This is a genomic window from Shuttleworthella sp. MSX8B, from assembly GCF_000524295.1.
GTDB lineage: Bacteria > Bacillota > Clostridia > Lachnospirales > Lachnospiraceae > Shuttleworthia > Shuttleworthia satelles.
In genome coordinates, this window is record NZ_JAQT01000033.1 from 1 (window position 1) to 23,077 (window position 23,077).

The 23,077-nt window shown below is 50.8% G+C and carries 19 protein-coding genes, 2 tRNA genes and 1 pseudogene; 5 read left to right on the forward strand and 17 right to left on the reverse strand.

Going from position 1 to position 23,077, the window contains the following annotated elements; all coding sequences use genetic code 11:
* Nucleotides 1–139 precede the first annotated feature (139 nt).
* The 7 genes and pseudogenes from HMPREF1508_RS07770 to aroD form a co-directional block, all read right to left on the reverse strand.
* Nucleotides 140–1,447 (reverse strand): IS30 family transposase, encoded by a 1,308-nt coding sequence (locus tag HMPREF1508_RS07770; RefSeq protein ID WP_044961002.1) that lies wholly within the window; start codon nt 1,445–1,447, stop codon nt 140–142.
* Between the two features lie 127 nt (nt 1,448–1,574).
* Nucleotides 1,575–1,733: a hypothetical protein gene (locus HMPREF1508_RS10425; protein ID WP_198015616.1), complete on the reverse strand. Its 159-nt coding sequence runs from the start codon at nt 1,731–1,733 to the stop codon at nt 1,575–1,577.
* 645 nt (nt 1,734–2,378) lie between these two features.
* Nucleotides 2,379–2,903 carry an AAA family ATPase gene (locus tag HMPREF1508_RS07775; RefSeq protein ID WP_044961003.1) on the reverse strand — a complete coding sequence of 175 codons (525 nt, stop codon included), beginning with the start codon at nt 2,901–2,903 and terminating at the stop codon, nt 2,379–2,381.
* On the reverse strand, nt 2,900–3,181 hold the full coding sequence (locus tag HMPREF1508_RS07780; RefSeq protein ID WP_242834537.1) for a hypothetical protein: 282 nt from the start codon (nt 3,179–3,181) through the stop codon (nt 2,900–2,902). The genes HMPREF1508_RS07775 and HMPREF1508_RS07780 overlap by 4 nt, the downstream gene beginning before the upstream one ends.
* A gap of 2 nt (nt 3,182–3,183) precedes the next feature.
* Nucleotides 3,184–3,366: pseudogene (locus HMPREF1508_RS07785) on the reverse strand (TfoX/Sxy family protein); the annotation flags it as partial.
* Nucleotides 3,353–4,120 (reverse strand): shikimate kinase, encoded by a 768-nt coding sequence (locus HMPREF1508_RS07790; RefSeq protein WP_084640305.1) that lies wholly within the window; start codon nt 4,118–4,120, stop codon nt 3,353–3,355. The gene HMPREF1508_RS07790 and the pseudogene HMPREF1508_RS07785, both read right to left, overlap by 14 nt.
* Nucleotides 4,113–4,895 (reverse strand): type I 3-dehydroquinate dehydratase, encoded by a 783-nt coding sequence (aroD, locus tag HMPREF1508_RS07795; RefSeq protein WP_044961006.1) that lies wholly within the window; start codon nt 4,893–4,895, stop codon nt 4,113–4,115. Before aroD ends, HMPREF1508_RS07790 begins: the two co-directional genes overlap by 8 nt.
* Nucleotides 4,896–5,201: 306 nt before the next feature.
* Here aroD and HMPREF1508_RS07805 point away from each other — a divergent pair, with 306 nt between their 5' ends.
* Entirely contained in the window at nt 5,202–6,080 is an 879-nt protein-coding gene (locus tag HMPREF1508_RS07805) for a shikimate dehydrogenase family protein (RefSeq protein WP_044961200.1), read from the forward strand.
* 41 nt (nt 6,081–6,121) lie between these two features.
* Here the strand turns inward: HMPREF1508_RS07805 and thrH are convergent, their stop codons facing one another.
* Nucleotides 6,122–6,721 carry a bifunctional phosphoserine phosphatase/homoserine phosphotransferase ThrH gene (gene thrH / locus HMPREF1508_RS07810; RefSeq protein WP_044961008.1) on the reverse strand — a complete coding sequence of 200 codons (600 nt, stop codon included), beginning with the start codon at nt 6,719–6,721 and terminating at the stop codon, nt 6,122–6,124.
* 270 nt (nt 6,722–6,991) lie between these two features.
* Between thrH and HMPREF1508_RS07815 the strand changes: the two genes are divergently transcribed.
* From HMPREF1508_RS07815 to HMPREF1508_RS07830, 4 genes are all read left to right on the forward strand, one after another.
* A complete protein-coding gene (locus HMPREF1508_RS07815; RefSeq protein ID WP_044961010.1) occupies nt 6,992–7,489 on the forward strand; it encodes a CYTH domain-containing protein in 498 nt (165 codons plus the stop codon).
* An 88-nt stretch (nt 7,490–7,577) separates the two neighbouring features.
* Nucleotides 7,578–7,661: transfer RNA gene (locus HMPREF1508_RS07820), tRNA-Leu, on the forward strand.
* 27 nt (nt 7,662–7,688) lie between these two features.
* Nucleotides 7,689–7,772 (forward strand) — tRNA-Leu (locus HMPREF1508_RS07825).
* Between the two features lie 235 nt (nt 7,773–8,007).
* The gene (locus tag HMPREF1508_RS07830; protein ID WP_006905472.1) at nt 8,008–8,877 is read left to right on the forward strand and encodes a nitroreductase family protein; all 870 of its coding nucleotides are present in this window, start codon (nt 8,008–8,010) and stop codon (nt 8,875–8,877) included.
* A gap of 303 nt (nt 8,878–9,180) precedes the next feature.
* On the opposite strand, the gene HMPREF1508_RS07835 is transcribed toward HMPREF1508_RS07830, so the two are convergent.
* The 9 genes from HMPREF1508_RS07835 to HMPREF1508_RS07875 all read right to left on the reverse strand — a co-directional run bounded on the left by HMPREF1508_RS07835 (nt 9,181) and on the right by HMPREF1508_RS07875 (nt 23,003).
* A complete protein-coding gene (locus tag HMPREF1508_RS07835) occupies nt 9,181–10,839 on the reverse strand; it encodes a methyltransferase (protein ID WP_044961011.1) in 1,659 nt (552 codons plus the stop codon).
* A gap of 440 nt (nt 10,840–11,279) precedes the next feature.
* Nucleotides 11,280–12,065 (reverse strand): YhfC family intramembrane metalloprotease, encoded by a 786-nt coding sequence (locus tag HMPREF1508_RS07840; protein ID WP_198015618.1) that lies wholly within the window; start codon nt 12,063–12,065, stop codon nt 11,280–11,282.
* A gap of 40 nt (nt 12,066–12,105) precedes the next feature.
* Entirely contained in the window at nt 12,106–13,419 is a 1,314-nt protein-coding gene (locus HMPREF1508_RS07845) for a DUF5808 domain-containing protein (protein WP_198015619.1), read from the reverse strand.
* Between the two features lie 71 nt (nt 13,420–13,490).
* Entirely contained in the window at nt 13,491–13,865 is a 375-nt protein-coding gene (locus HMPREF1508_RS07850; protein WP_044961018.1) for a GntR family transcriptional regulator, read from the reverse strand.
* A gap of 287 nt (nt 13,866–14,152) precedes the next feature.
* Nucleotides 14,153–15,190 carry a branched-chain amino acid aminotransferase gene (locus HMPREF1508_RS07855; protein WP_044961020.1) on the reverse strand — a complete coding sequence of 346 codons (1,038 nt, stop codon included), beginning with the start codon at nt 15,188–15,190 and terminating at the stop codon, nt 14,153–14,155.
* A gap of 121 nt (nt 15,191–15,311) precedes the next feature.
* The gene (locus HMPREF1508_RS07860) at nt 15,312–16,484 is read right to left on the reverse strand and encodes an endonuclease/exonuclease/phosphatase family protein (protein ID WP_044961022.1); all 1,173 of its coding nucleotides are present in this window, start codon (nt 16,482–16,484) and stop codon (nt 15,312–15,314) included.
* A 497-nt stretch (nt 16,485–16,981) separates the two neighbouring features.
* On the reverse strand, nt 16,982–18,790 hold the full coding sequence (gene aspS / locus HMPREF1508_RS07865; protein ID WP_044961023.1) for an aspartate--tRNA ligase: 1,809 nt from the start codon (nt 18,788–18,790) through the stop codon (nt 16,982–16,984).
* A 101-nt stretch (nt 18,791–18,891) separates the two neighbouring features.
* Entirely contained in the window at nt 18,892–20,172 is a 1,281-nt protein-coding gene (gene hisS, locus HMPREF1508_RS07870; protein WP_044961025.1) for a histidine--tRNA ligase, read from the reverse strand.
* Between the two features lie 293 nt (nt 20,173–20,465).
* Nucleotides 20,466–23,003, reverse strand: a complete 2,538-nt coding sequence (locus tag HMPREF1508_RS07875) for a thioester domain-containing protein (RefSeq protein WP_156923208.1) — start codon at nt 23,001–23,003, stop codon at nt 20,466–20,468.
* Nucleotides 23,004–23,077 lie beyond the last annotated feature (74 nt).

The window sequence follows — 23,077 nt, forward strand, 5'->3', positions numbered from 1 at the left end:
GCTATAATGACTCCAGACCAAATTTCTGCATAGCAAACAGAGATCGAATCACGCTCGAAACTTTTTGTATACGGAGATTCCATCCCTTACTTCAGGTGCTCAGTTGTGTTTTTCTCTGGCGGCCGTGTCTGAATAATGGTTACTTCTTGAGAAGTTTTGGCTTCAGGATGATGTTCTCGGCGGCAACCTTTGAACATCCCAGTTTTTTAAGCACTTCTTCTCCATACAGGAAGCTGAATGAGTCGTATGGTGTGCGGTCATTCAGCTTCTTTCTTTTGTACGAGTTGATGTGGTCCATCATCCGGGTCACATCTTCCTGAGTCAGGTCATCAAAGCTGGAACCCTTGGGCAGTATCCTCCGGATCAGCTCATGATTGACCTCGCAGGAGCCCTTCTGATACGGACTGCTTGGATCGCAGTAATAGACCCTGGTCCTCATGAGGGAATGGGATTCACCAAAGTTCTCCCGGTACTCTATCTCTTTGGGATTTGAAAACTCGCTGCCATTGTCGGTAAGAATCACAGGAAAGAGCTTTTCAAAGAGAACGGTGCCCAGGGCGTAATCCAGACGGTTGAATATATCGATAACTGATCGCGAGGTATTCGCATCGCGAAGGAAAGCCAACATCAGACTGGTATCCACGAAGTGGATTGTAAGAAGGCATTTGCCTCCGACTTTGCCGATAACGCTGTCCATCTGGACGATATGGGTCTCAGGTTCTGTCTCCATGAACTTCAGAAAATCCTGATAGCTCCGCCCTATGCGGCAGCCTCTGTCTACTTTGAACTCCGGCTTCTTATACCGCGGACGATATTTCACCTTCCTTGGAAGGTCGATGTTCCTGACGTCAAAGAGCTGGGCGTCTACATAGTTGTAAAGGGTCTTCTCGCTGCACATGAGCTCATCTACATGATCAAGATAGATCTGATGGAGAGACTGACCATTCTTTACCAGAGGGGTGATGATGGCATTGATCCTTGCAATCGTGGCTTCATCCGTCAGGATTCCAGTACGGGCTTCTGAGATGGACTTCTCCGCCCGGATATGGGCATCTGCGGGATCATAGAGCTTTTTCAGGAGGGTGCAGTTGCTCATCTCTCCACATCCGTTACAGACGTAAGGAGGTTTATTCTTGACGGTACAGACATCCTCAGCAAAGTCCTTACAGTGTCGGTAGCATTCTGCGCACAGGCTGCACTTATAAAGCGAGGTATGAGTGCATCTGTTTTCGCAGATGCACTTACGTTTACAGCCTTTCCTAAGCTTGCATGGGTTAAAGGGATAGCCTGGGCGCCCACTCTTTTTATCAAAGGAGTATCGTTTTACTTCCTTGGCAATCGTTGTCCGGTCTTTCCCGAGATTTCTGCCGATTGCACCGAACGACTGATGCTCTTTGAGACCGCTGGCAATCTCCAGACGGTCCTCATAGGTTAAAAATTTAGACATAGCGGTTCCTTTCTAACGACCGCCAGAGGTCTTAAAGATAGCAAAAAATGAGACAGGCTTTCCAGCCCATCTCATCTTTGTAAGGAAGAATCCATACCCTTCTTCCCTGATATGTAACTATTGATGATTAACTCTGCCTGAGATCCTGGGTATGGAATCTCAGTTTACAATTGAGGGGAAGCTTATATCCCAGCTCCTTTTCACTGAATGTAATCATTTCATCCGTAAGTGATTCTTCCACATAGTTTTCGGTATAATATTTGCTCGTTTCCCAAAAGTTTTCCATGGTAACCCCCTTAGAAATTCAAATTTATCTGGTTCCATTATATCAATATATTCATCGTCACCTAATCACTTTTTCAAGTGACCATCCTATAAAGCTTTTATTTTTCGCCGATTGTAAAATCAAGTTGAACAAGTAATGATGCTGTATAAATAGGGTTATAGAACAAAACGTGTTGATGGCTAATCACATTGATCATAGAATCTGTCCACCTTATGGAGATAACGCAAAAAGTTTCACAAATTCAATTAAATAGACATAGCTTCTTGCCATCGGTATGATTAAGTCACCACAACTCTAATCGCCGAAAGGAGGCAATAAGTTTGTCTGTCCATGCCATATCGATGGAACATGTCATTCATGAAATGGTTTCTGTTCTGCTTATCAAGAAGGACATCCTTCTTGTATTTTTCTCTTAAATAATCCCCGCTGGTAACAAGGAATCCGGAAGTCCCGCAAGCCGAATCTGTTGCCGTGTCTAATTTGATACAACATAACGGAGCGAAATTTCTACCCCCTTAACGATGCACCCGCACAGGTGCTTTTTTGCACACCCCTCATAACGATGCCGTATGCACCGTTACGGAGTAAGGTATTCTGTTTTATCGCTGCCTGTGCGTACATTGCGCTCTCCTCATGAAACTGGATTTAACCTTGAAATAAAGTCTGAATTGTCGAGTCGTAATCCGAATTAATGAGTGTGACTTGCTCACCGCTTCGTTCATATCCCTCAATGTAAATACGATTATCTTTTTTTAAACTGTCAATTTTACAGTAAGTATCATCCAACCTCGATTCTATTGCAGACCCATATTTCTTTATCTCGTGGAAATGGGCATCAATATATGCGTCCGTCATCGCAAGGCAGATGAACTTAATAGAGGGCAAATATGTCTCATCAAAATCCTTTCTCCAATCAAATGGAATATAGCAGCCCTCCACAATCAGGTTTTGTTTATTCTCGATTGCGGTCTTTATCATTTCCCGGACAATCGGCCAAAGATAAGTTGTAAGATCATCATCGTCCTCCGGCGTGAGATTGGTATTCCCGCTGCGGATCAGTCCCATTTTTAGATGATCAATTGACAGATACGGATAATGGTATTTTTCGAGCATCTTCTGTGCCAGAAGCGTTTTTCCGGTGTGTGATGCACCTGTTATCAGTATGATCATAGTTTTGCCTTCAATTCTTCTCTAACCTTTTCCAAATCACTGCACGTTAAGATTGGAATAAGGCTATTGATTTCTCCGATACTCTTATCCCACCATTTGAAGCGGAGCATCAGATCGATCAATTCTTCATCAAATTGTTTTCTTATGACCTTTGCTGGATTTCCCGCCACTATAGTATAGGGAGCAACTTTGGTGCCCACAACACTGTTAGCTCCAATGATTGCACCGTCCTCGATGTTTACTCCGGGAAGAATCACTGCATTCTGCCCAATCCACACATCGTTGGCATATATGCTATTGCAGGTTTAACAGGCTTCACTAAAAGCCTATCATCATAAATTTCACCAACAATTTTTCCGCGATAATAAATAATATATTCGCCCATCATTGATCTATATGTTATTTCTTCCAAATCGGATAGTTGTTCTAAAATAAAATCTAAATATTCTTTACTTGAAGCCATTTTTTCTATCCCCCTTGCGCTCTCCGTTCTTACTTTTGCGCTCCGCTCTGAGTCTTTGGTCGGTCTTGGGTCGCTTTTGTGTTCTATCCCCGGTTGCTCTGCTTTCACCGGATCCCCATCCCTGGCCCTGTTTTAGATCTTGCGCTCCGGCTCCTCGGATCCTGTCTTTTCGCCTTCCTCCCCCGGGCTCCCTGATCTCATTTTTTTCTCTGCTTTGTTCACGATTTTGCTCTTGGACATAGCCCCGCTTTGTCATACGGCGGACAATTTCATCCACCACCATGCGAACGGTCCGCCGATTGACGGAAACCCTCTCGTCACAGGCCTTCTCATAATAGGGCATTCGCTCTCTCATCAGTCCGGAAATGCCCTTGATCGTCTTCTTCCCCTGCAGGAGCGGTCGGGAGGTATCCTTCTCCACCCTCCTTAAGATGACATAGGGCGAGGCGGTCAGGAGGATGCAGATTCCGTTCTCCTTCATAATGCGGATATTCTCCTGACGCATGGGAACACCTCCACCGCAGGAGATAATCTGATGTTTGCCCTCTGATATTCTCGCCAGGGTCTCGGACTCAATCCGTCGAAATTCCTCCTCGCCCCTCTCGGCAAAAATCTGCGCGACGGGCATTCCCTGCTCTCGCACAATCATAGAATCTATATCCACAAGCTCCCAGCCGATCCGCCTGCGCAGGGCGCGTGCAATCGTCGATTTCCCAACTCCCATGAAACCGACCAGATAGAGATTCTTAATCATTCTGGTCCTCCGGCGCGGAATAGCGGTGCAAAATCTCCATGACCGTCCTCACATCCTCAATCGGAAACTGCCCCGGCGCCGATGAGGCGCCCATCGAGGCGAAGGTGACGCAAGAGCCAAAGAGTTCGCCTCCGACGCGTGAAATCGCCCCCAGCCGTCCCATGGCCATGGAAATCAAAGGCGTCTGCGTATTTTCAGAGAAGGTAGACGAAGCGTCCAGAAGATGGAGGACATCCCCGCTGCTGTGAGGCATGACAGCGATCTTGACCAGGTCTGCCCCGCTCTCCTCCATGGTCAGCAATGTTGAAATCAGATCCATGGCGGAGGGAGTTTTGTGAAAATCATGCTGACTTGCAATCACTCTGGCGCCTTCCCTCTGCAGCGAGGAGATCAGGTCCTTTTCTCCCTCTTTCTTAAAGAAGTACTCCACATCGATCAGGTCTGCCACATGGGAGGTCGCGATCGCCATCAGACTCTTGGCAAATGCCTTCTCGTCCAGTCTGGCTCTCCCCCCCTGGCTGCTGGTGCGCAGGGTTGCAAGGAGAATGCAATTCTCACAAATAGGTTTTAAATCCATAAGCAGCTGGCGGATCACATTGGTATTGGCCGGATCCTCAAGGTAGTCCAGACGCCACTCGATCATCTGAACGCCCGCCGAAACCAGACGCCTCGCTTCTGCAAGAATCGCCTCCGGGGCAGACTCTGTCACGGAAACACAGATCACCGGAACTCCTTTTCCCAAGGCGATATCTTTGATCACAAGCTCTCTACTCATATTCTTCTCCCCCCTACTCTAACCTGTCAGCTCTTCCAGATTTTCCCCCGTCGCGCCCTCATCATCCGTTGAAGACACCTTCTCAAACAGACGCTTTGCGGTTAGATCCATCATAAAACAAGCTTCTTCTCTCTGCAATTCCCATACATCTTTATATGAATCGCCCCTGCAAATTCATATAAATCACCCATATGCATGATTCGATCGAAATCGCGTGCGAATTGAATTGCTTCATCCGGATCAGATACGAATTGCTCAATCCATACAAGGCGTTGTAAAATGCCTATCATGAATACAAATTTTCACATGCATAAAAATATTGTTCCGTCGATCTCCGGCCGGACCCGTCTGGCCTGCCTCCTGGGCCACCCGGTAGCTCACTCCATGAGTCCGGCCATGCACAATCTCGCCGCCCAAATCTGCCATGAAGACCTGGCCTATCTGGCTTTCGACACAGACGCCGATCATCTTCCCCTCCTCCTCGATGCCTTAAAAGAGATGAATTTCCTGGGTGCCAACCTGACCATGCCTTTAAAGACAGCGGTCATTCCCTGTCTGGATGAACTCTCTTTGGCCTCCCGCCTCTGTCATTCCGTCAATACCATTGTCAATGACGGGGGACGGCTCATCGGTCACAGCACAGACGGGATCGGATACCTTGACTCCCTGCGCGATGTCGGCTTTGACATCACCGGCAAGACCATGACACTCCTCGGGGCCGGCGGAGCCGCCCGCTCGATTCTGGTCCAGGCAGCCTTAGACGGCATCCAAGAGATTCGGGTCTTTAAGCGCCGTAACCAGACCTTTGAGACAAGCCGCAGCTTCCTGACGCAAGTCGAGAGAGAGACGGGGACTCCCATTCGGCTTCTGGATATAGCCGATTCAAATGCTCTGGCCCGATCCATTGCCGACAGCCAGCTTCTGACCAATGCGACCAGCGTTGGCATGGCGGAGGATCCGCGCAGCCTGGTCGACGCGGACCTCATGCACCCGGGACTCTTCGTCTCCGATATCATTTACCATCCCCTGACCACCCCCCTCCTGGCCCGGGCCAGGGGGAGAGGTCTGGCACATGCCAACGGACTCTACATGCTTCTCTTTCAGGGCGCGGCCTCCTTCAAGCTCTGGACCGGCAGGGACATGCCCGTCGAACAGATCCGATCCCTTTTTACGGAGGCGACCTGAGTTCTGTCGACGATGACTGCGGAGATCGGGAGCTCTTTCTCCTACAGGGCCGCGTGAATGATCTGATAGAATTCCTCATAGGTCTCAATTGCCGGATACTGGGGATAGTCCCTTTTTATCTGGTCGGTCGTTCGAAAGAGAATTCCCAGGAAAGAGGCCTCAATCATATCCAGATCATTGAAACTGTCGCCGGCCGCGATGGTATCAAAGCCCATCTCCTGCAATTTGCGGACGGTAATCAGCTTGGAGGGCTTGCAGCGCATCTCATAGCCTCTGATCTGTCCTTTCTCATCTACAGTCAGGCGATTGCAGAAAATACTGGGATAGGCAAGCTTCTTCATCAGGGGCATGGCGAACTGCTCGAAGGTGTCGCTCACAATCACAAGCTGCGTCTCTGCCCTCAGTCGATCCAAAAATTCTCTGGCTCCCGGCAGAGGCTCGATCCTGGCGATGGTCTCCTGAATCTCTTTCAGCCCAAGGCCATATTCTCGCAGAATTCGGATGCGAAACTTCATCAGCTTGTCATAATCCGGCTCATCGCGGGTCGTCCGCGCAAGCTCCTTGATTCCGGTCTGCTCCGCAAACTCAATCCAAATCTCCGGGACTAAAACTCCCTCCAAATCCAGGCATACAATCTTCATCTCTTAACCGTCTTTCCACAAATGTCAACAAGAGGCTCGTCAAAGGCAAGCCTGCATCAGACCATGCATCCTCTGCATATTGAGCACAATTTTATCATAAGGAGCCCTTTGTCACAGTATGATTTGTGATAAAATTCTTGCGTCAACTGAGAAAAGCGCAAACAGCCAAGAAGAAAATAACACGCCTATAAACATGCCATCTCACAGCGAGAAACGATTCCTGACCCTAACAATCAGAAATCTTAAGGTGATTACATACGAGGAAACAAAATGGAAATTGAGCGCAAATGGATCGTGACCGACTGGCCCCGGGGACTTTCTCTCCTCTATGAGCAGACCATGCGCCAGGGATATCTGTCCGTCCGCCCCACCGTCCGCATTCGCGAGGAAAAGATGTCCGATGGAGAGACGCACGATATTCTCTGCTTCAAGAGCGGATCGGGAATCGTGCGACGGGAAATAGAGATTGAAATCAGTCCGGATCAATTTCAGGAACTGGAAGAAATGATCGCCCTCCCCCTCATCCCTAAAACCCGGCGCACATATGCCCTGTCTGACGGTCTGAAACTGGAGGTCAACCATGTCGACTGCGGATCGGACACGGAATTCTGGTATGCGGAAATCGAATACCCGACGGAAGAGGCCGCCAGGAGCTGGCATCCCTCGCCTCTTCTGGCCTCTTACCTGGGCAGGGACGTATCAGAAGAGCCCGGTCAATCCATGGGCGCTTACTGGCTTCAGACAAGGGCAAGGCCTTCGACAGGCTGAGTCCCCCGTCCCGAGTCCTTCCCTTTGCCCGCAAAATATTTTTTCTGTTGACAAGGCTTCGGATATCCTGTAGTATCATCTATGTTGCGCAGGAGTGGCGGAATTGGCAGACGCGCAGGCTTCAGGTGCCTGTGGCAGCAATGTCGTGTGGGTTCAAGTCCCATCTCCTGCACTTCGTCATCTGCTTGTCAGATGATATGCGGAAGTGTCGGAACTGGCAGACGAGCAAGACTAAGGATCTTGTGGCAGCAATGTCGTGTGGGTTCAAGTCCCATCTTCCGCATTTCATCAGAGTCCCAGGTTTGAGCCTGGGGCTTTTTTCTTTGTCGAAGTAAGTTTTCTTATTGCGTTGCGTATGGTTTTTTCTTTGTATGACATAGGAACTTTTTTACAGGGGTACTGGCTTTTTCCTTCCTTTCCCTTCCGGAAAGCGCGTTTTTTCAAGCGAAAAGTGCGGATCCATCTTTCATTGTGTATAATATTTTCAGGAATACGTTTCGATTGATGGGAGGTTACCTATGAATTACGAAGAGCTCATTGAAAGGCGCGAATCCATCCGCAAATACCACGATAAGGCTGTTTCGGACGCTCTGATCGACGAAATCACTGCCTATTTTACTGACAGTGAAAAGCTGATCCCCGAGCTTGAAGTCAGCCTCACGGCCTGCAAGGGCATGGCGGATCGGCTGGAGGGAGTTGTCGGCTACCAGGGCAATGCCTTTCACGCACCCCTCTATTTTGTCATTGCATCCGCTGAACACGAGCACATGTACATGAACGCCGGCTTCCTGGGAGAGAATCTGATTCTCAAGATGACTGACCTTGGTCTCTCCTCCTGCTGGCTGACCATCGAAGATGTCAAGGCTGCCAGGGCCGCCCTCCGCTGGACCTCTGATCTCATTCCCGCCGCCATTATCGCCTGCGGCTACGGATTCAAGGAGGAGGAAGGTCCCCGCCTGGATATCAAGACCATGTCTGATGTCAAAGTATCCTCCCGCAAGGGGCATATCGCACCCAAGATCTCTCTGCAGGAGATCGCCTACAAGGACAAATGGGGTCAGATGGTAAAAGACTGGACTTCTGACGAGGTTGATCCGGACCTGGGCAAGGGACTCTACGCGGCAAGCCTTGCTCCATCTCTTCTCAACCGTCAGGCCTATCGCTTCATCGACACCGGCAAATATCTCTATCTGATCGCCAAATCCGATGATATCCAGTCTGATGAAGACCAGAGACTGGATCTGGGCGCCGCCATGCTCAACTTCCGCATCGTCTACAAGCAGTACAATGCCCTCTCCAAAAACTGGTCCTTTGGGGCGGATAAGACGGCGGCGGAATTGGGCGCGCCCGAGGAGTATGAGACGGTAGCGACCTATACTCTCTTCTGATCTCTGATTCACAGACGGATGCTCTTTCCCGCGAAATTTGAAGCGAGAAATTTAAGGCGCACAATTTGAGGGGCAGTGAAGAAATGCGTTTTCATTTCTTCACTGCCCCTCTCATACCTGTGCCGGAAAATCTTTCCGTGATCCGCAATCCTATGTCCTGAACCAGGTCAAGGCAATCATCTTTTTCTTAATAGAAACGACAAATGTCGTAATGGGGATCAACAGATAAATATTAAGTATGACATAGCCCATAACCATACCGGGCTTGACCTGCAAATAGATCCAAAAAGAGACGGCCGCTTTTCAGCGCCTTAAAATCACATAGATCCTCCGTCTCTCTCCCATGTCGATCTCCCGTTCCAGGCGAAGCCGGTCATGCAGACGAATCTGCTTTCTCACCAGATCTCCCTGATCGGTCAGCAGCATGATCCGTCCATCCCCGGCCAAAATCCCAACAGCCTGATCAAAAAAGGCCCGATAGAAACGCTCCCGCTCTTTCCTTTGTCCAGCCTCCATCTGCGGCGCTTCTGTCAGAATCTCATCAAATGAATAATCGTGTCTGAAATCAAAAAAGCTGCGGTTGATATACTGAACGCGCAGACCGGCCGCGGCCGCGTTTTCTCTGCCCTCCGCAACTGCCTTCCCATAGGTGTCCAGAGCATAAAAATCCGCCTCCTGTCTCCCCAAAGGCAAAATCCCAAGCGTATAGGCCCGCTCGATCAAGAGGCTTCCCACCCCTGCCAGAGGATCAATGACCTGGCGGTCTTTGCGCAAATAAGGCGCAAGCAGTTCTGTCATCTGGGCCGCCTTATAAGGGGCCATGGATGTTGGCTCTGCATGCAGCCGATAGGCAAAGCGCTGATCCTGGTAGAGGGAGGGCTTCAGATAGACCCGATATGTTCCGTCTCGCTTTGCCGCCAGAAGAATCTCCAGCTGATAGTTTCCCGGGACATTGATCAGACGATGATTTGACTTCTCCTCAATCTGCGCTGCCAGAAGGCGGATCCAGCTTGCGTCAGACCCCTCCTGCTCCTCCTCAGCTCTTTTCTTTTCCTTTCTCACCGGCTTCATCCATGAAACGCGAAAGCGATAAGAAGCTTTTCCTGTCCCCACCTTCTCCTGTCTCTTATCCCTCTCATTCCGGGCATAGATCTCATCCAGAATCGGCAGAAGCTTAGACCTGCAGATAGCCTCCGCAGCCCCTTTTCTGTCGATAACAGCCCCCTTTCGCAGAGGGAGATAGAAGAGAAAATCCCGATATGTCCGACAGGCCAGCACCTGCTCATAGTTGTTCTCTGCCACCCTGACCCGCAGCCCTCTCGGAACAATCCTTGAAGCCCTCGGATCCTTCAGAATTCCATCCACTCTCTTTTTCAGGAGATCAGAAATATAGGGCTGGCATTCCAGAAGGATCTCCCTCTCACTTGCAATCCCCCTCCAATGAAGAGAGGATTCTCTAATATCCTTCCTGTGCAAGATCGCCTCCAGTGCCTGCCGCTCCGCCCGGATATGAGCCAGTTCCTCCGGGGACCACTGTTTCTCCCGCAGCTGATCCAGACGCTTTTCCATCTCACCCATATAGGGGGAACAATCCGTCAGGGCAAGCGCCTTGAGATAAATGCTGCGGACAAAGAGGGTTTTCTCCTTCAGATATGCCCTCCACAGGATCCCGCCAATCCGGCCGGACCAGTCCTCATCAGCTTCCGGTAGGAGAAGATCTCCCGCCAGATTCGCCGCATTCTTGCGGACCTTGGCATCCTCGTTTTCGAAAAAGGAGAGCCAGTCCCTCTCCTTCCATTCCTCGCGAATCTGATTCTTATATGCCTGTGACCCTGCGCCTTTCTCCTTTGTTCCTGACTTGGACTTCTCCCGCAGGATCTCCCGAAGCAGAGACAGATTTTGCCGAATCTTTCTCTCCTCTCGGATATCACTTAAGATCTCATTGATATTCTGCCCGCTCATTGCGTCTCCCCTGTCAGCCATCCTCTTTTATCCAGTATAGACGATAAATGCGTCTATGTGCTAATTGCCCAGTGGCTATGTGATAATTAACCTATAGATTGCATACAATATATCTGTTTCTTGTGAGTTTGCCCAAGAGAGCTTTTTTTGACAGCAATACCGACAAGGACATAACGTTTCTCCCCCGATATTTTTGTCTATATTCTCCCTTGTTGCATTTTCTTAGCCCTGCTATATTATACGTGACCTAAGAAATACACCCCCTAATCGTATTTCTTAAGTCACTTCCCCTTTTATATTATTATACCCCCCTTTTTAAGGTAGCTGATCCCCCTCAGCTACCTTATCTTTTTGCCCTCTTTTACCCTATAACCCTAATGATGGTGTTACAGGACAAGAGATGTCGGCCAAAACCTGCATGCCCTGTCTGTGCGTACCAACTACAAAACAGACATCCTCCTCTTGACTCTCTTCCAAAGTCTGACCGTCAGAAGAACCACTGTTATCACCGCCAGCAGAAGGATGATTTCTGTTACAACTGTCCCCATCCAATGATTGACAAGTACGGCCAGGGTATCAAAGAGAAAATGCAGGCCAAAGGCCAATATAAAATATTTCTTTTCTCTCCTGGTCACAGCCAGCCAGACGAAGACGGACAGGCAGATCTGCAGAGAGATGGCGCTGATCCTCTCCACAGCTCCCAGCAGAAAAACCGGCGCCGGCGACATAATCAATTTTTGCACTGCCTCCTGCATCCGAACCTGAGCGGTCTGGGGCAGTTTCTGGATCAGACCCTCCATCATCCCCCGGTTAATCATGAAAGAGTAGGCCAGATTATTGATCGTGGTGATGGTCAGCAATACGATCGCCTCAATCCCTCCATGCCCAGCCCCATACATGAGGGCATTTGACGGATTGTTCCACTGTTTCTTCATGAGGAAACGCATAGCCAGGTAGCGGCCGACCTCCTCAAAGAGGGCTGCCATCACTCCTCCATATATCCCATAGGCAATGAAATTCTCTCCAATTGGCTCATGCAGTGGCGATTGAGCTACCAGCTTGTGAACGCCACTCTCCAACACAAAGGCGAAGAGAATCATAACAGCGGCTCCGATTCCGGCAGATATTAAATCCGCCCCTTTTCTGCGCCTGAAGAAAATAATCAAAGCCAGGGGAAGCATAAGAGCGATTGTCCCGGAGACAGCCATAAAAATCATCGATAACATTGAAACTTGCGCATGCATATGTTCTTTCCTCTTATAATCATCATTGCAGCTGTCCGTACAGCTCCTCTGTCAATCGGTCATTCTCTCCTGTAATGTAGTAGGTCTTCTGATCCGTGCGGATCCGCAGGATGACCCTGGCATCCCTTCGCACAAAGAGTTGACAGCCCTTCTCCTGACCCACGCGAAAGGTTCCCTTGAGGTATTCAACTGTCGCTGATCCGTTCGTCCTTACAATGGGCTCCGGCATCTGCTCTAAGAGCTCCGTATCTCTCACATCCGTTTTCCTGATCCTCTCATTGACAATCAATTGCCGGCAAATGACCTCATCTTCCTGGACCTGCGCCCTCATGGGCAGGGTCTCCTCCACCGCAAAGAATCCCAGAAATACAAACACAGCGGCAATGACAAGTCCTAAAAAAGCCATGGCCCACTTCCCCGCAGGCCTGGCCAGATTCATGGTCGAGCCGATTCCGACTCGCTTCTCTACCATGTTGCGGGAGTCCTTCGGATTATAGTAGAACATGCCCCAGATCCAATGCGCGTCGTCATCATCGCCAAGGAACATCTGCCCCTGATATTTCCTGTCAATCTGATACATCCGATATGCCAGCAGGGCAATGACCAGAATGACCAAGAGGAAATAGGCTATGAACCCCGCAATGCTGGCAAATTCACCCAGGCGCAAATTTCCCTGATTCACAGTATAAGCCGCGCCAATCGCCAGGGGCAGACAAGTCGAAAGAATCATCAGTTCAAGCATGGCCTTTGCCATGACTTTTTTTCTGGCCCGGTTATAATTGGCATTCACTGCGCTGTCAGCTGAGATCACCCGATTGCGCAGGCGGTCCATGAAAAAGGAAAGAAGGGCAATCAGGCACTGACATCCCATAAGGGCCCAAAAAGCAGGCTTTAAATCCGGCTGGCTTTTCCCCAGGCAGACCGTCAGGACCAGGTTAACCAGAAGCACTCCTGCAAATGGCAGGGGATGAAGGCCGTGAACCCTGCCGCTGTTGGTCAGATCCGCGTAGACAATCTGAGGCCTATTCTCCTCCTTCTTATAGAGGGCCTTAATTCTTCGAATCGTTCGATTCCCGCATCCATAGAGGAAAAAGCTTAAAAACATATCCAGAAAAATCAGCAGCATCCAAAAGATCTCTGCCAAAAACATTCTTGGCAGCAGGCAGATCAAAAGAGCCAGGACTGCCTCCGCCGCCAGGGTCTGCCAGCATCTCCTGCGTATCCGCCGAATGATCGGTTCAACTTGCCTGTGAAACTCCTGGTTTGGCCAGCGCAGTTCCACAGGGATGCTCGCGCCGAAAATCATGTTCCCTCTGCCGGCTTCAGCCCAAATCATGAACCATCTTGTCAACAGAGATACCGAAATAAAAGGCAACAGGAAGATTAAATTCCAGAGACATAACAGCTTCATGATTCCACCTCCGCATAAATCTGATCGACAACCTGAATAAAATCCGCCCTCTTCATACCAGACAGCCTGGCCTCTGAAATGATCCGTTCCAATTCCCTCCGGTTGACCAGGGACAGCCTTTTACTCTCAGTCATCTTCTCTCGGACCCGGGCCCCTCTCTTTCGTTCGGTCACAATATAGCCCTCCGCCTTTAGGGTCTGATAGGCCTTACTGACCGTCATGACATTGACGCCGATCTCCGCCGCCAGAGCCCGCACCGTGGGCAGCTGTTCTCCAGCCGCCAGCGCTCCGCTGGAAATCCCATAGACAATCTGATTTCTGATCTGCTGATAGATGGGAATGTCAATCCCCTCTTCAATGCGAAGAATCATTGCTATCCCTCCTTTCTCTAATTTCTATTTGTATCATATATGATAATACAAATAGTTTATTTGTCAAGACCCGCCACTGACTAAATTATCCACATGCCACTGACTAGACCATCTACAATCCACAGACTCCAAACGACAAGCTGTTTCATGAATAAAGAGACCGTGATGAAATGAATTCTCATTTCATCACGGCCTCTTTGAAAAGCTTTTTATTTTCTTGTTCTTACGCGCTCAGATAAATCCGGCCCGCATCAGGGTGCCAGAGAGGGAATCCGCAAATGCTGCTGTCAGCAGACTTCAAAAATCCAGCCCTCCGGCGCCTCAATGATTCCCTCCTGGATTCCGAGCAAGGTCTGGCGCAGTTTGGTCATCCAGGGGCCCATCTCCTCCATGCCAGAGGCAAAGCAGATATCCTTGCCGTGGTCATGAATCTTGCCGATGGGGCTGATGACGGCTGCCGTTCCGCAAAGTCCGCACTCCTTGAACGAGCCCTCTCTCACTTCCTGAATCGTCACCGGTCTCTCATCGACCTTCATCCCGAGATAGTGCTCGGCAACATACACCAGGCTTCTTCTGGTGACGGAGGGGAGAATAGAATCTGACTTTGGAACGATCAGATGATCGTCCTGATCGATCAGAAGGATATTGGCGCCGCCTGTCTCCTCCAGGTATGTGCGCGTCGCGGGATCCAGGTAGATATTCTCCGCGAATCCCTCCCTGTGTGCTTCCATAATTGCCTTGAGCGACATCGCGTAGTTGAGACCTGCCTTGATATTCCCGGTCCCATGGGGAGCCGCGCGATCATAGTCGGTGATCCTGACATAGATCGGTTTGGCGCCGCCCTTGAAATAGGGGCCGACCGGAGTCGTAAAGACACGATACTGATAGTCATCTGCGGGCTTGACACCAATGACCGGACTGATACCGAACATATAGGGGCGGACATAGAGCGTTGCCCCTGATCCGTAGGGGGGAACCCAGGACTCATTGGCCGCGACAACCTGGCGGATGGAATCTAAGAACTGGTCTTCTGAGAGAGGGGGCATTTCCAGGCGAACCGCGGAATCGTGCAGGCGTCTGGCATTTAAGTTCGGGCGGAAGCAGACGACGCGGCCGTCTTTGGTCTCATAAGCCTTGAGTCCTTCAAAGACTGTCTGCGCGTACTGCAGAACGCCCGCGTCCTCACTCATGACGATATTGGCATCGTCCACAAGAGCGCCCTCGTCCCACTGACCGGTCTCCCTAGTGTAATTAGCGACATATCTCTTATCGGTCTTCATATATGTGAAACCGAGATTACTCCAATCCAGATTCTGCTTTGCCATATCTTCCTCATTTCTCAGACAGATCTCCTGTAACGTGCCTTTTATTATAGATCAAACGCGCACAAAAATGGGGGCGAAAATGCTTCGCTCCCATTCCTTTTATGCTTCGCTCCCATTCCTTTTATTCTCTCAACCGGGCCTTAAGGACAACCGGATTGTGGTCTGAGGCATGAAAATTCAGATCCTGGGTCTGCGTACTCTCTACTGTCACATTCTCAGAACAGATAAAGCCGTCAATAATGTAAAACTGAAAGTCCTTTTGATCCGCCCCGGCCAGTGGCTGATCCAGACTGCGACAGGATGCCGTCCCGGAATCCATTAAAAGCTGCATTCCTTCCCCGAAATCTGCGGAATTAATGACTCCCGGCTCCCATCTTCCCTCATGGAGCGGGAAAGCGGAGGAATCCACATTTGAGAAAATCTGATTGAAATCTCCTCCTGCAATCACATAATTCCCGGCTTCGGTCTCCTTTTCCAGCAGCTCTCTGAGCACCTTTGTCTGGGCCAGCTTCCCCTCCCCGTCATCGTAAGCCTCCAGATGCAGGTTGACCAGAACCAGTTCTTTGCCATTGGATACCGGAATGCGGTGAACCGCCAGACAGCGCTTTAAGTTTCCCAGGCGATTGGGCCAGGAAAAGGGATTTGGCAGAGAGGTCCGGCTGGCATCCCGGATCTGATATCTGCTCAGCGTCACAAGCCCTGAATTCACCTTCCCGATCGGGGGCAGGGGATAGGGGATGAATGCCACTTTGAAATTATATGCGAATGTCATCTGTCCCCGGGGCATGGCCTGACCCAGGATCTGACTTTCATCTATTCCATAGGACCGGTGCGAATTGACATCGACCTCCTGAAACAGGGCAAAATCAGGATTTATCTTCTTTACCTCAGTGACAATTTCATTGAGATTCTCCTTCACCCGGTCCTGGCTGGCAGTCTTGACTCCCTTGCCCCCGTCCATGAAGAAGTCCGCGTTATCCCCCAGAGCTCCGTACCCCACATTCCAGCTGAGCACCGACAGCAAGTCCCCGGCCTTGAGCTCCTCTTTCGTCCCCTTCTGATTCTCCGCGCTTTTGTCTGTCTTCTCGGCCGCCTGATTCTCGGTCCCGTTAACAGCAATGGTCTCTCTGGCATCCGGCTTATATTCTGTCACCGTCAGATAGGCTACAAGCAGGCAAAAGGCGATCAGCAATGTCAGAGGAATCCCGACTAAAATCCCAATCACCCTTCGGATGATCCTGTGACCCTGCCTGGATTCCCGGTCTCTTTCTCCCCTGCAAATTCTTCCCCTCATATTTTCTCCTCAGATCCCCTCATGTCCCTAATCACTTAAAAGAAGCTCTTTTCTGACGCATCGATAACTTGTCTCTTTCCACGTGCTGGCAAGCTATCTCTTTCTACGCGCCGATAACTTGTCTCTTTCTACTATAGCATAGGCCTTCTCTGTCGTGTGAATATTATTTTCACCACCCTGTTTGATTAGAAAAGCAAATTCTGCCATTTCTAATTCTAAGTGCAGTAAGCTTTCGCCTTGCACTGCCTCACTTATTTTGCGTTTTCCTGAACAAAAGGGAAGCGCAAGAAAAATGAAAGCGGCTCAATTCCCATCCGCAGGGGCTTGAGCCGACTTTTATCAACACATTTTATCTTGTATTTTTCGCCTGTTTACCTATCCCTCGTCTGTTTAGCCATTCTTCATCTATTTGACTATCCCTCGTCTGTTTGACCATCCTTTGTCTGTTCAACGAACGATAAGGGGCGAACAGATCCTTCCGTAAATCGGTCTTACTCTCATTCCTTGATCTTTTCCTGGCCATCGGGAAGCGTCTTCAGATACAACTCCTCCAGCTGCTTATCATCGACCGGGCCAGGCGCCTGGGTCATCAGGTCAGAGGCGTCCTTGACCTTGGGGAAGGCAATCACATCGCGGATCGAATCCGCATTGGTCATAAGCATAATCATCCGATCCAGGCCGAAGGCCAGGCCGGCGTGTGGGGGAACCCCATACTCGAAGGCGGTCAAGAGGAAACCGAAGCGGTCACGGGCCTCTTCCAGAGAAAAGCCCAGCGCCTTGAACATACGCTCCTGGATATCGTCCTGGTGAATTCGAATGGATCCGCCTCCCAGCTCGACGCCATTTAAGACAATATCATAGGCCTTGGATCGAATCGAGCTCAAATCGCCGGTCTCCAGCTTGTCCAAATCCTCCTCGTAGGGCATGGTGAAGGGATGGTGCATGGCCAGGAAACGATTCTGCTCATCAGACCACTCGAAAGCAGGAAAATCGACAACCCAGAGGAAGTTGAACTGGTCCTCGGGAATCAGATCCAATTCTCTTGCCAGGGTCAGACGAATCTGTCCCAATACCTCTACCGCGGTCTTGAAGCGGTCCGCTGTAAAGAGTAGCAGATCACCTGCCTGCGCGTCCATAGCCTTTATCAGTTCGCTCATCTTCTCTTCGCTCATGAACTTGGAGAAGGAGGACTTGACCGTCCCGTCAGACCTGCACTGAATATAAGCTAAGCCCTTGGCTCCGCAGGCTTTTGCCAAATCGACCAGCTTATCGATCTTCTTGCGTCCCATGTCCCCCTGTCCTCTGACATTGATGCCGCGGACGGTTCCTTTGGACGCAAGCGCAGACGTAAAGACGCTGAAGCCGCAGTCTGCAACCGCATCGGATACATCTGTCAGCTCCATGCCAAAGCGGGTATCCGGCTTATCGGAGCCAAAGCGCTCCATAGCCTCCTGCCAGGTCATACGTGGAATGGGATCGGGGATCTCAATGCCGATCGCGTCACGGAAAACATTCCTAAGGAGCCTGGAGGTTGTCTCAAGCACATCCTCCATATCGACAAAAGACATCTCCAGATCCACCTGGGTGAATTCGGGCTGACGGTCGGCGCGCAGATCCTCATCCCGAAAACAGCGGGCAATCTGGAAATAGCGGTCGAAACCGGATACCATCAGGAGCTGCTTAAAGAGCTGTGGGCTCTGGGGCAACGCGTAGAAAGAGCCGGGATGAACGCGGGAGGGAACCAGATAGTCTCTTGCCCCCTCCGGCGTGGACTTCTGAAGCATGGGCGTCTCAATCTCCAGAAAACCGTCCTCCGCCATGTATTTTCGGATCAGATTTGTCACCTGAGACCGCAGAATCAGATTCTTCTGCATCTCGGGACGGCGCAGATCCAGATAGCGGTACTTGAGACGCAGCTCATCCTTGGTCTTGATCCCATCCTCAATGGGAAAGGGAGGAACCTCAGACTCACTCAACACGCGAATTGACTCGGCGGCCAGCTCAATGGATCCGGTCTTTAAATTCTCATTGATCGCCGCTTCCCTCTTCTGTACCCTTCCGGTGACAGCAAGCACATACTCACTTCTGACTCCGCCGGCCCTTGCAAAGCCCTCGCTTCCCACAATCTTCTCATCAAAGAGAATCTGCATCAGCCCGGACCGGTCGCGCAGGTCCACAAAGATCAGACTGCCCAGATTGCGCCGCTTCTGTACCCAGCCCATCAGGGTAACCGTCTGTCCGATATTGGCCTCTGAGAGCTCCGCGCAGCGACAGCTGCGGTGCAAACCCTGCATTGATTCTGCCATTGATATCCTTCTTTCTGTGTCATGCGGACAATCTGACCGCAAGTATTCCCTTGTCATGAACTGTGGAATGCAGGCTCAGCAAACATTCCTGTCGTCATGAATCAAAACGCAGAGGAATCCGATTCATCGCGGTTATAAAACTCAACAAATTCCTCATATCCTTCGGCGGCCAGCTGCTCCTTCTGGAACCTCTTGTTCTTGTTCATGCGAACAAGGAGCACCTGGTCTCCTGCCTCTCTGGCCTCTCTGGCCTGCTTGATAACAGAGACCAGTTTCTGAACCGGGTACTTCTTCTCCACCAGGTAAGCAACCTTCCTGCCGCCTCCCGGGACTTGAAAATCAGACTCTAACAGAAGCATGATAATGCGCTCAAAGCCGATCGAAAAACCGCAGGCCGGCGTGTCCTGGCCGGTGAAGCCGCCGACCATCTTATCATATCGGCCGCCGCCGCCGCAGGAGCCCCCAAACTCCGGAATCGCGATCTCAAAAATAGTCCCGGTATAGTAGCTCATCCCCCGCACAAGGGTAGGATCGAAGACCAGAGTGAAATCCGCCTCCTTCGCTTCATTTACAGCAGTCGCTATCTCCTTTAGAGAACGGGCAACCTCCTCGTCCAGGAAGCTTCCCAGAGCAGCCAGCAGATAGTCGACCCCGTCGACCAGGTCTTTTTTGTCCGACAGACTCTCAAAGAGTTCCAGATACTTGTCTACAACCGCGTCATCATAGTCCTCTTTCAGTTTCTCCGCCACACCGTCCAGACCAATCTTATCCATCTTATCCAGGGTGATGAAGATCTCGTCATAGTCGGACTCGGGGAAACCGGCATAGGAGGCCATAGCCTTTAAAATGCGGCGCTCATTGATCCGGATTTCAAAATTCTTGAATCCGATTCTTCCAATGCAGGTCGTCGTGGCTAAGATCAGCTCGATTTCAGCCAGGTTCGACGGCTCCCCTAAAATATCGATGTCGCACTGGGTGAACTGGCGGAAGCGCCCCCTCTGTGTGTGCTCCGCCCGCCAGACATTGCCAATCTGCAGAGCCTTAAACGGCTTGGGCAGGTCGTTGGCATGGTTGGCATAAAAGCGGGACAGGGGCACCGTCAGATCATAGCGCATCCCGTAATCCACGATGTCCTCCTCGGTCTGAGCAGTATCCAGATGCAGCTTCTCCCCTCTCTTGAGAACTTTAAAAATCAACTTCTCATTCTCACCGCCCTGCTTGTTGCTCAGATTGGCAATGTTCTCCATACAGGGAGTCTCGATGGGTGTAAAACCGAAACTGCGATAGGTCTCCTTGATGATCCCTGTCACATAATCGCGAATCTCCTCTTCGCGGGGCAGGATATCTTTCATTCCGTTGACCGGCTTCTTGCTCAGAGCCATGTTCTTCCTCCAGTTCTTCTGCGTCTCAGGCAGCCTTCTTGCTGCGCTCCAGTCTGTTTAAGGGCAGCGCCATCACTTTTTCTTGGCCTGCTTGCGCTTTAAGGCCGCAAGCTGCTGCGCCATCTTCTTCTCCGCAGCCTTCTTGCTGTCACCGTTTTTTCTGCCGAACTTTCCCATGGGCCGCCTTCTTTCTATGTCATCAGATCTGGAAATCTCAACTATTCTAACACAGATCAGGAGCCTGTGTGAAAAATTACCTGGCCCCTTTCACGTCGATGGAATTTCGATAGAATTTATTTCCTGCCGCGAATTGCCAGAAGGACTGCCATGCTTCCCAGAGCAAATGTTCCGCAGATAAGGAAAATCCATAGCTGCCCCAGGTCTCCCAGTCTGGGCGCGTAAACCCTCCCCTCCGTCCACGGGATCTCAGGCTTGATCGGACAATCAGACACCGTTCCTAAATCCGCGATTTCTCCCGGCCTGTTTGGATCCTGCCCGATCGCAAAGCGCAGGTTCACCAGCTCATATCCCCGGTTCTTGTCGCAGGATAATTCCATCAGACGATAATGTCCCTTTGGAAGGGCTCCCAGCTGATCGTCAATCCGGGCCATATTGCCATATCTTCCCAGGCCAAACCAGGTTCCGGCATCCTCTGTCATCTCAGAAACAGTCAGCGGCTTGTCCTGCTTGATCTGCCATTCTCCGCTCTTTGTCTCTTTTGATCCCTGGTCCAGCTGAATCCGATCAAGGAAGCGATCGTTGGCATTGGTCTTGTGGCTGTGCGCGATATGGCCGGCCCTGCTGTCAAAGCTTCCGTCTGCCCCTGTCATAACAATATGTTTCTCTCCCGTCTCCTCCCGGATCAAAAGGAAGGGAACCTGGATTTTCTCCTTACTGTCTTCCTTGATCTTACGAAGAAGGAGATCGGAGCGAATGGGTCGATTATTCTCGGCAAAGGTCAGCTTTTTCCCGTCAATATCGGTCTGGCAGAGTTTTCCCCCCTGCAGATCCCTGCTGATTTCAACTGTCTTCTCCTGTCTCTCACCAAGACAGTAGTCCTGATTAACCAGTCTGAACTCGCCGCCTGTCTCCATTGTCTCCTCGACAATCCCATATTTGCCATAGGGCAGGCTCCTGTCATATCCGTCGCCATCATCATCTGTTGTAGCCAGATAGACTTCCTTCGCCTCGCTCTTAAGACCGTAGAGGCGCATTGCCTCCTCCTGGCTGTATTTTTTGCAGATCATTTCCCGGATCTTTGCCCCCGGAGCAAAACGCTCATCCTCACTGTAAATTCCATCTCGGTTGAGATCCACCGCTACCGTTTTCGCTGAGCGATTATAGATGGAGAAACGAATCCCCTCCAGGCTCATCGCCGCCGTATAGTCTCTTCCGTCCGGATAAGAGGTCTCCCTCTTCTCCAGAAGAATTCCGCCGCGCAGAATCTGCTCCCGCTGGCCGTCGATCAGCGGATGAACCGTTTTCACCTGATGGTCGCTCCCACAGACCGTCTTGAGTAAATATAGCTTGGGATCAAGGGCATAGATCGCTCTTCCTTTGGCATCACGCGGAGCTTTCTTCTCCTGAATCAGATAGGAGCCTAAAGGCAGGACCTTCTTCCCCTGGTATTCCAGCAGGGGATCGCCGGACACATAGCAGCGGGGATCCTGAAAGTGAATCTCTCCCTTTTCATCTGTTCTCATCAGCCAGAGGTAAGTGGCCTTCTTATCCTTAGCCGCCTCTGCCGATGGCAGATCCTCCGGGTAAAAGCGAATCGAATACTCTGCTCCGAAAAGACTGCCGTCCCCCTGTCCCTTTTCGCTGAGTTGAGCGTCCTTCTTGTGCCAGAGGATATCCGGCACATCATAGACAGGCTCGTCCTTCAATTCCATAGAGCCGATTTCATGGACATTCCCTCCGGCCTTGGCCGTAAAGGAGTATACCCTCTCATCTGTGCGATAAGATCCATTGGCAGGCCCTCTGCTCTCGCGAACAAAATACTGCTTTCCGGGCGTCAGATTCTGAAAGGTCCCCTCATATCGCTGGGATTCCCCCTCCCTTGTCAGACAAATCTCCTGCAATTGCTTCCTGCAGGCAGCATCATCATAGAGCCCGTAGCAGACCCCTGCCAGAGAATAGCAGCGGTTCTTCTCTGTCAGCGGATCCGCCGCTGACCTTTTTCGAATGACAAAAGAGGTCCTGGGCACTTCCTCCTCTTTCGGCGCCTGCCAGAAATAGAGCAGATCCTGTCCCTCTGCCTCTTTATTGTGGCAAAGAAAGGCCCTCAGCAGATTCTCTTTTGGCGCCGGCCTGGATTTTACCAGCTTCCAGTAACGTTCTGCCTGTTCCTTCCCCCTGGCATTGAGGTCGACTGACCAGTGGGGATCGCCCATAGCCCTGGCCAAAGTCACATGGGAGATGACCAGCTGTTCCTCAGAGGACAGACCCAGCTCTCCCATGGCATTGGTCCGACTGCCATAACCGTAATAGAGTACTTTCCTCACCTGCTCATCTCTTTGCTCACTGACCCGAAAGCTTGTGCCGATTCCCGGCGTGGACTTATTCGGATTGACACAAAATCCGTGATAATCGCTCCCCCCTCTTTGCAGGACAAAGTCATTCGTCCAGTTGCCTTTCCCCAGGCCGGCCTGCTCATAGCTGACCTCTTTGGCATAGGACTTGAGCACCGCCAGATCTTCCGCGGCAAATACCCGCCCAAACCGCCTTCCCGCTCCTCGCAGCGGAAGAGGCAGAATCGTCCCCAATACCGCCAGCAACAAAACCAGACAGACCACTCTCGTCCGTCTCCTTCTACAAATGCTATTCTTCATACTTCCTCCCATTGTGGATCGGCAGATCCGATCAATCACAATCTGTCACGAGAGGTAAGGCAAGAATAGCCCTT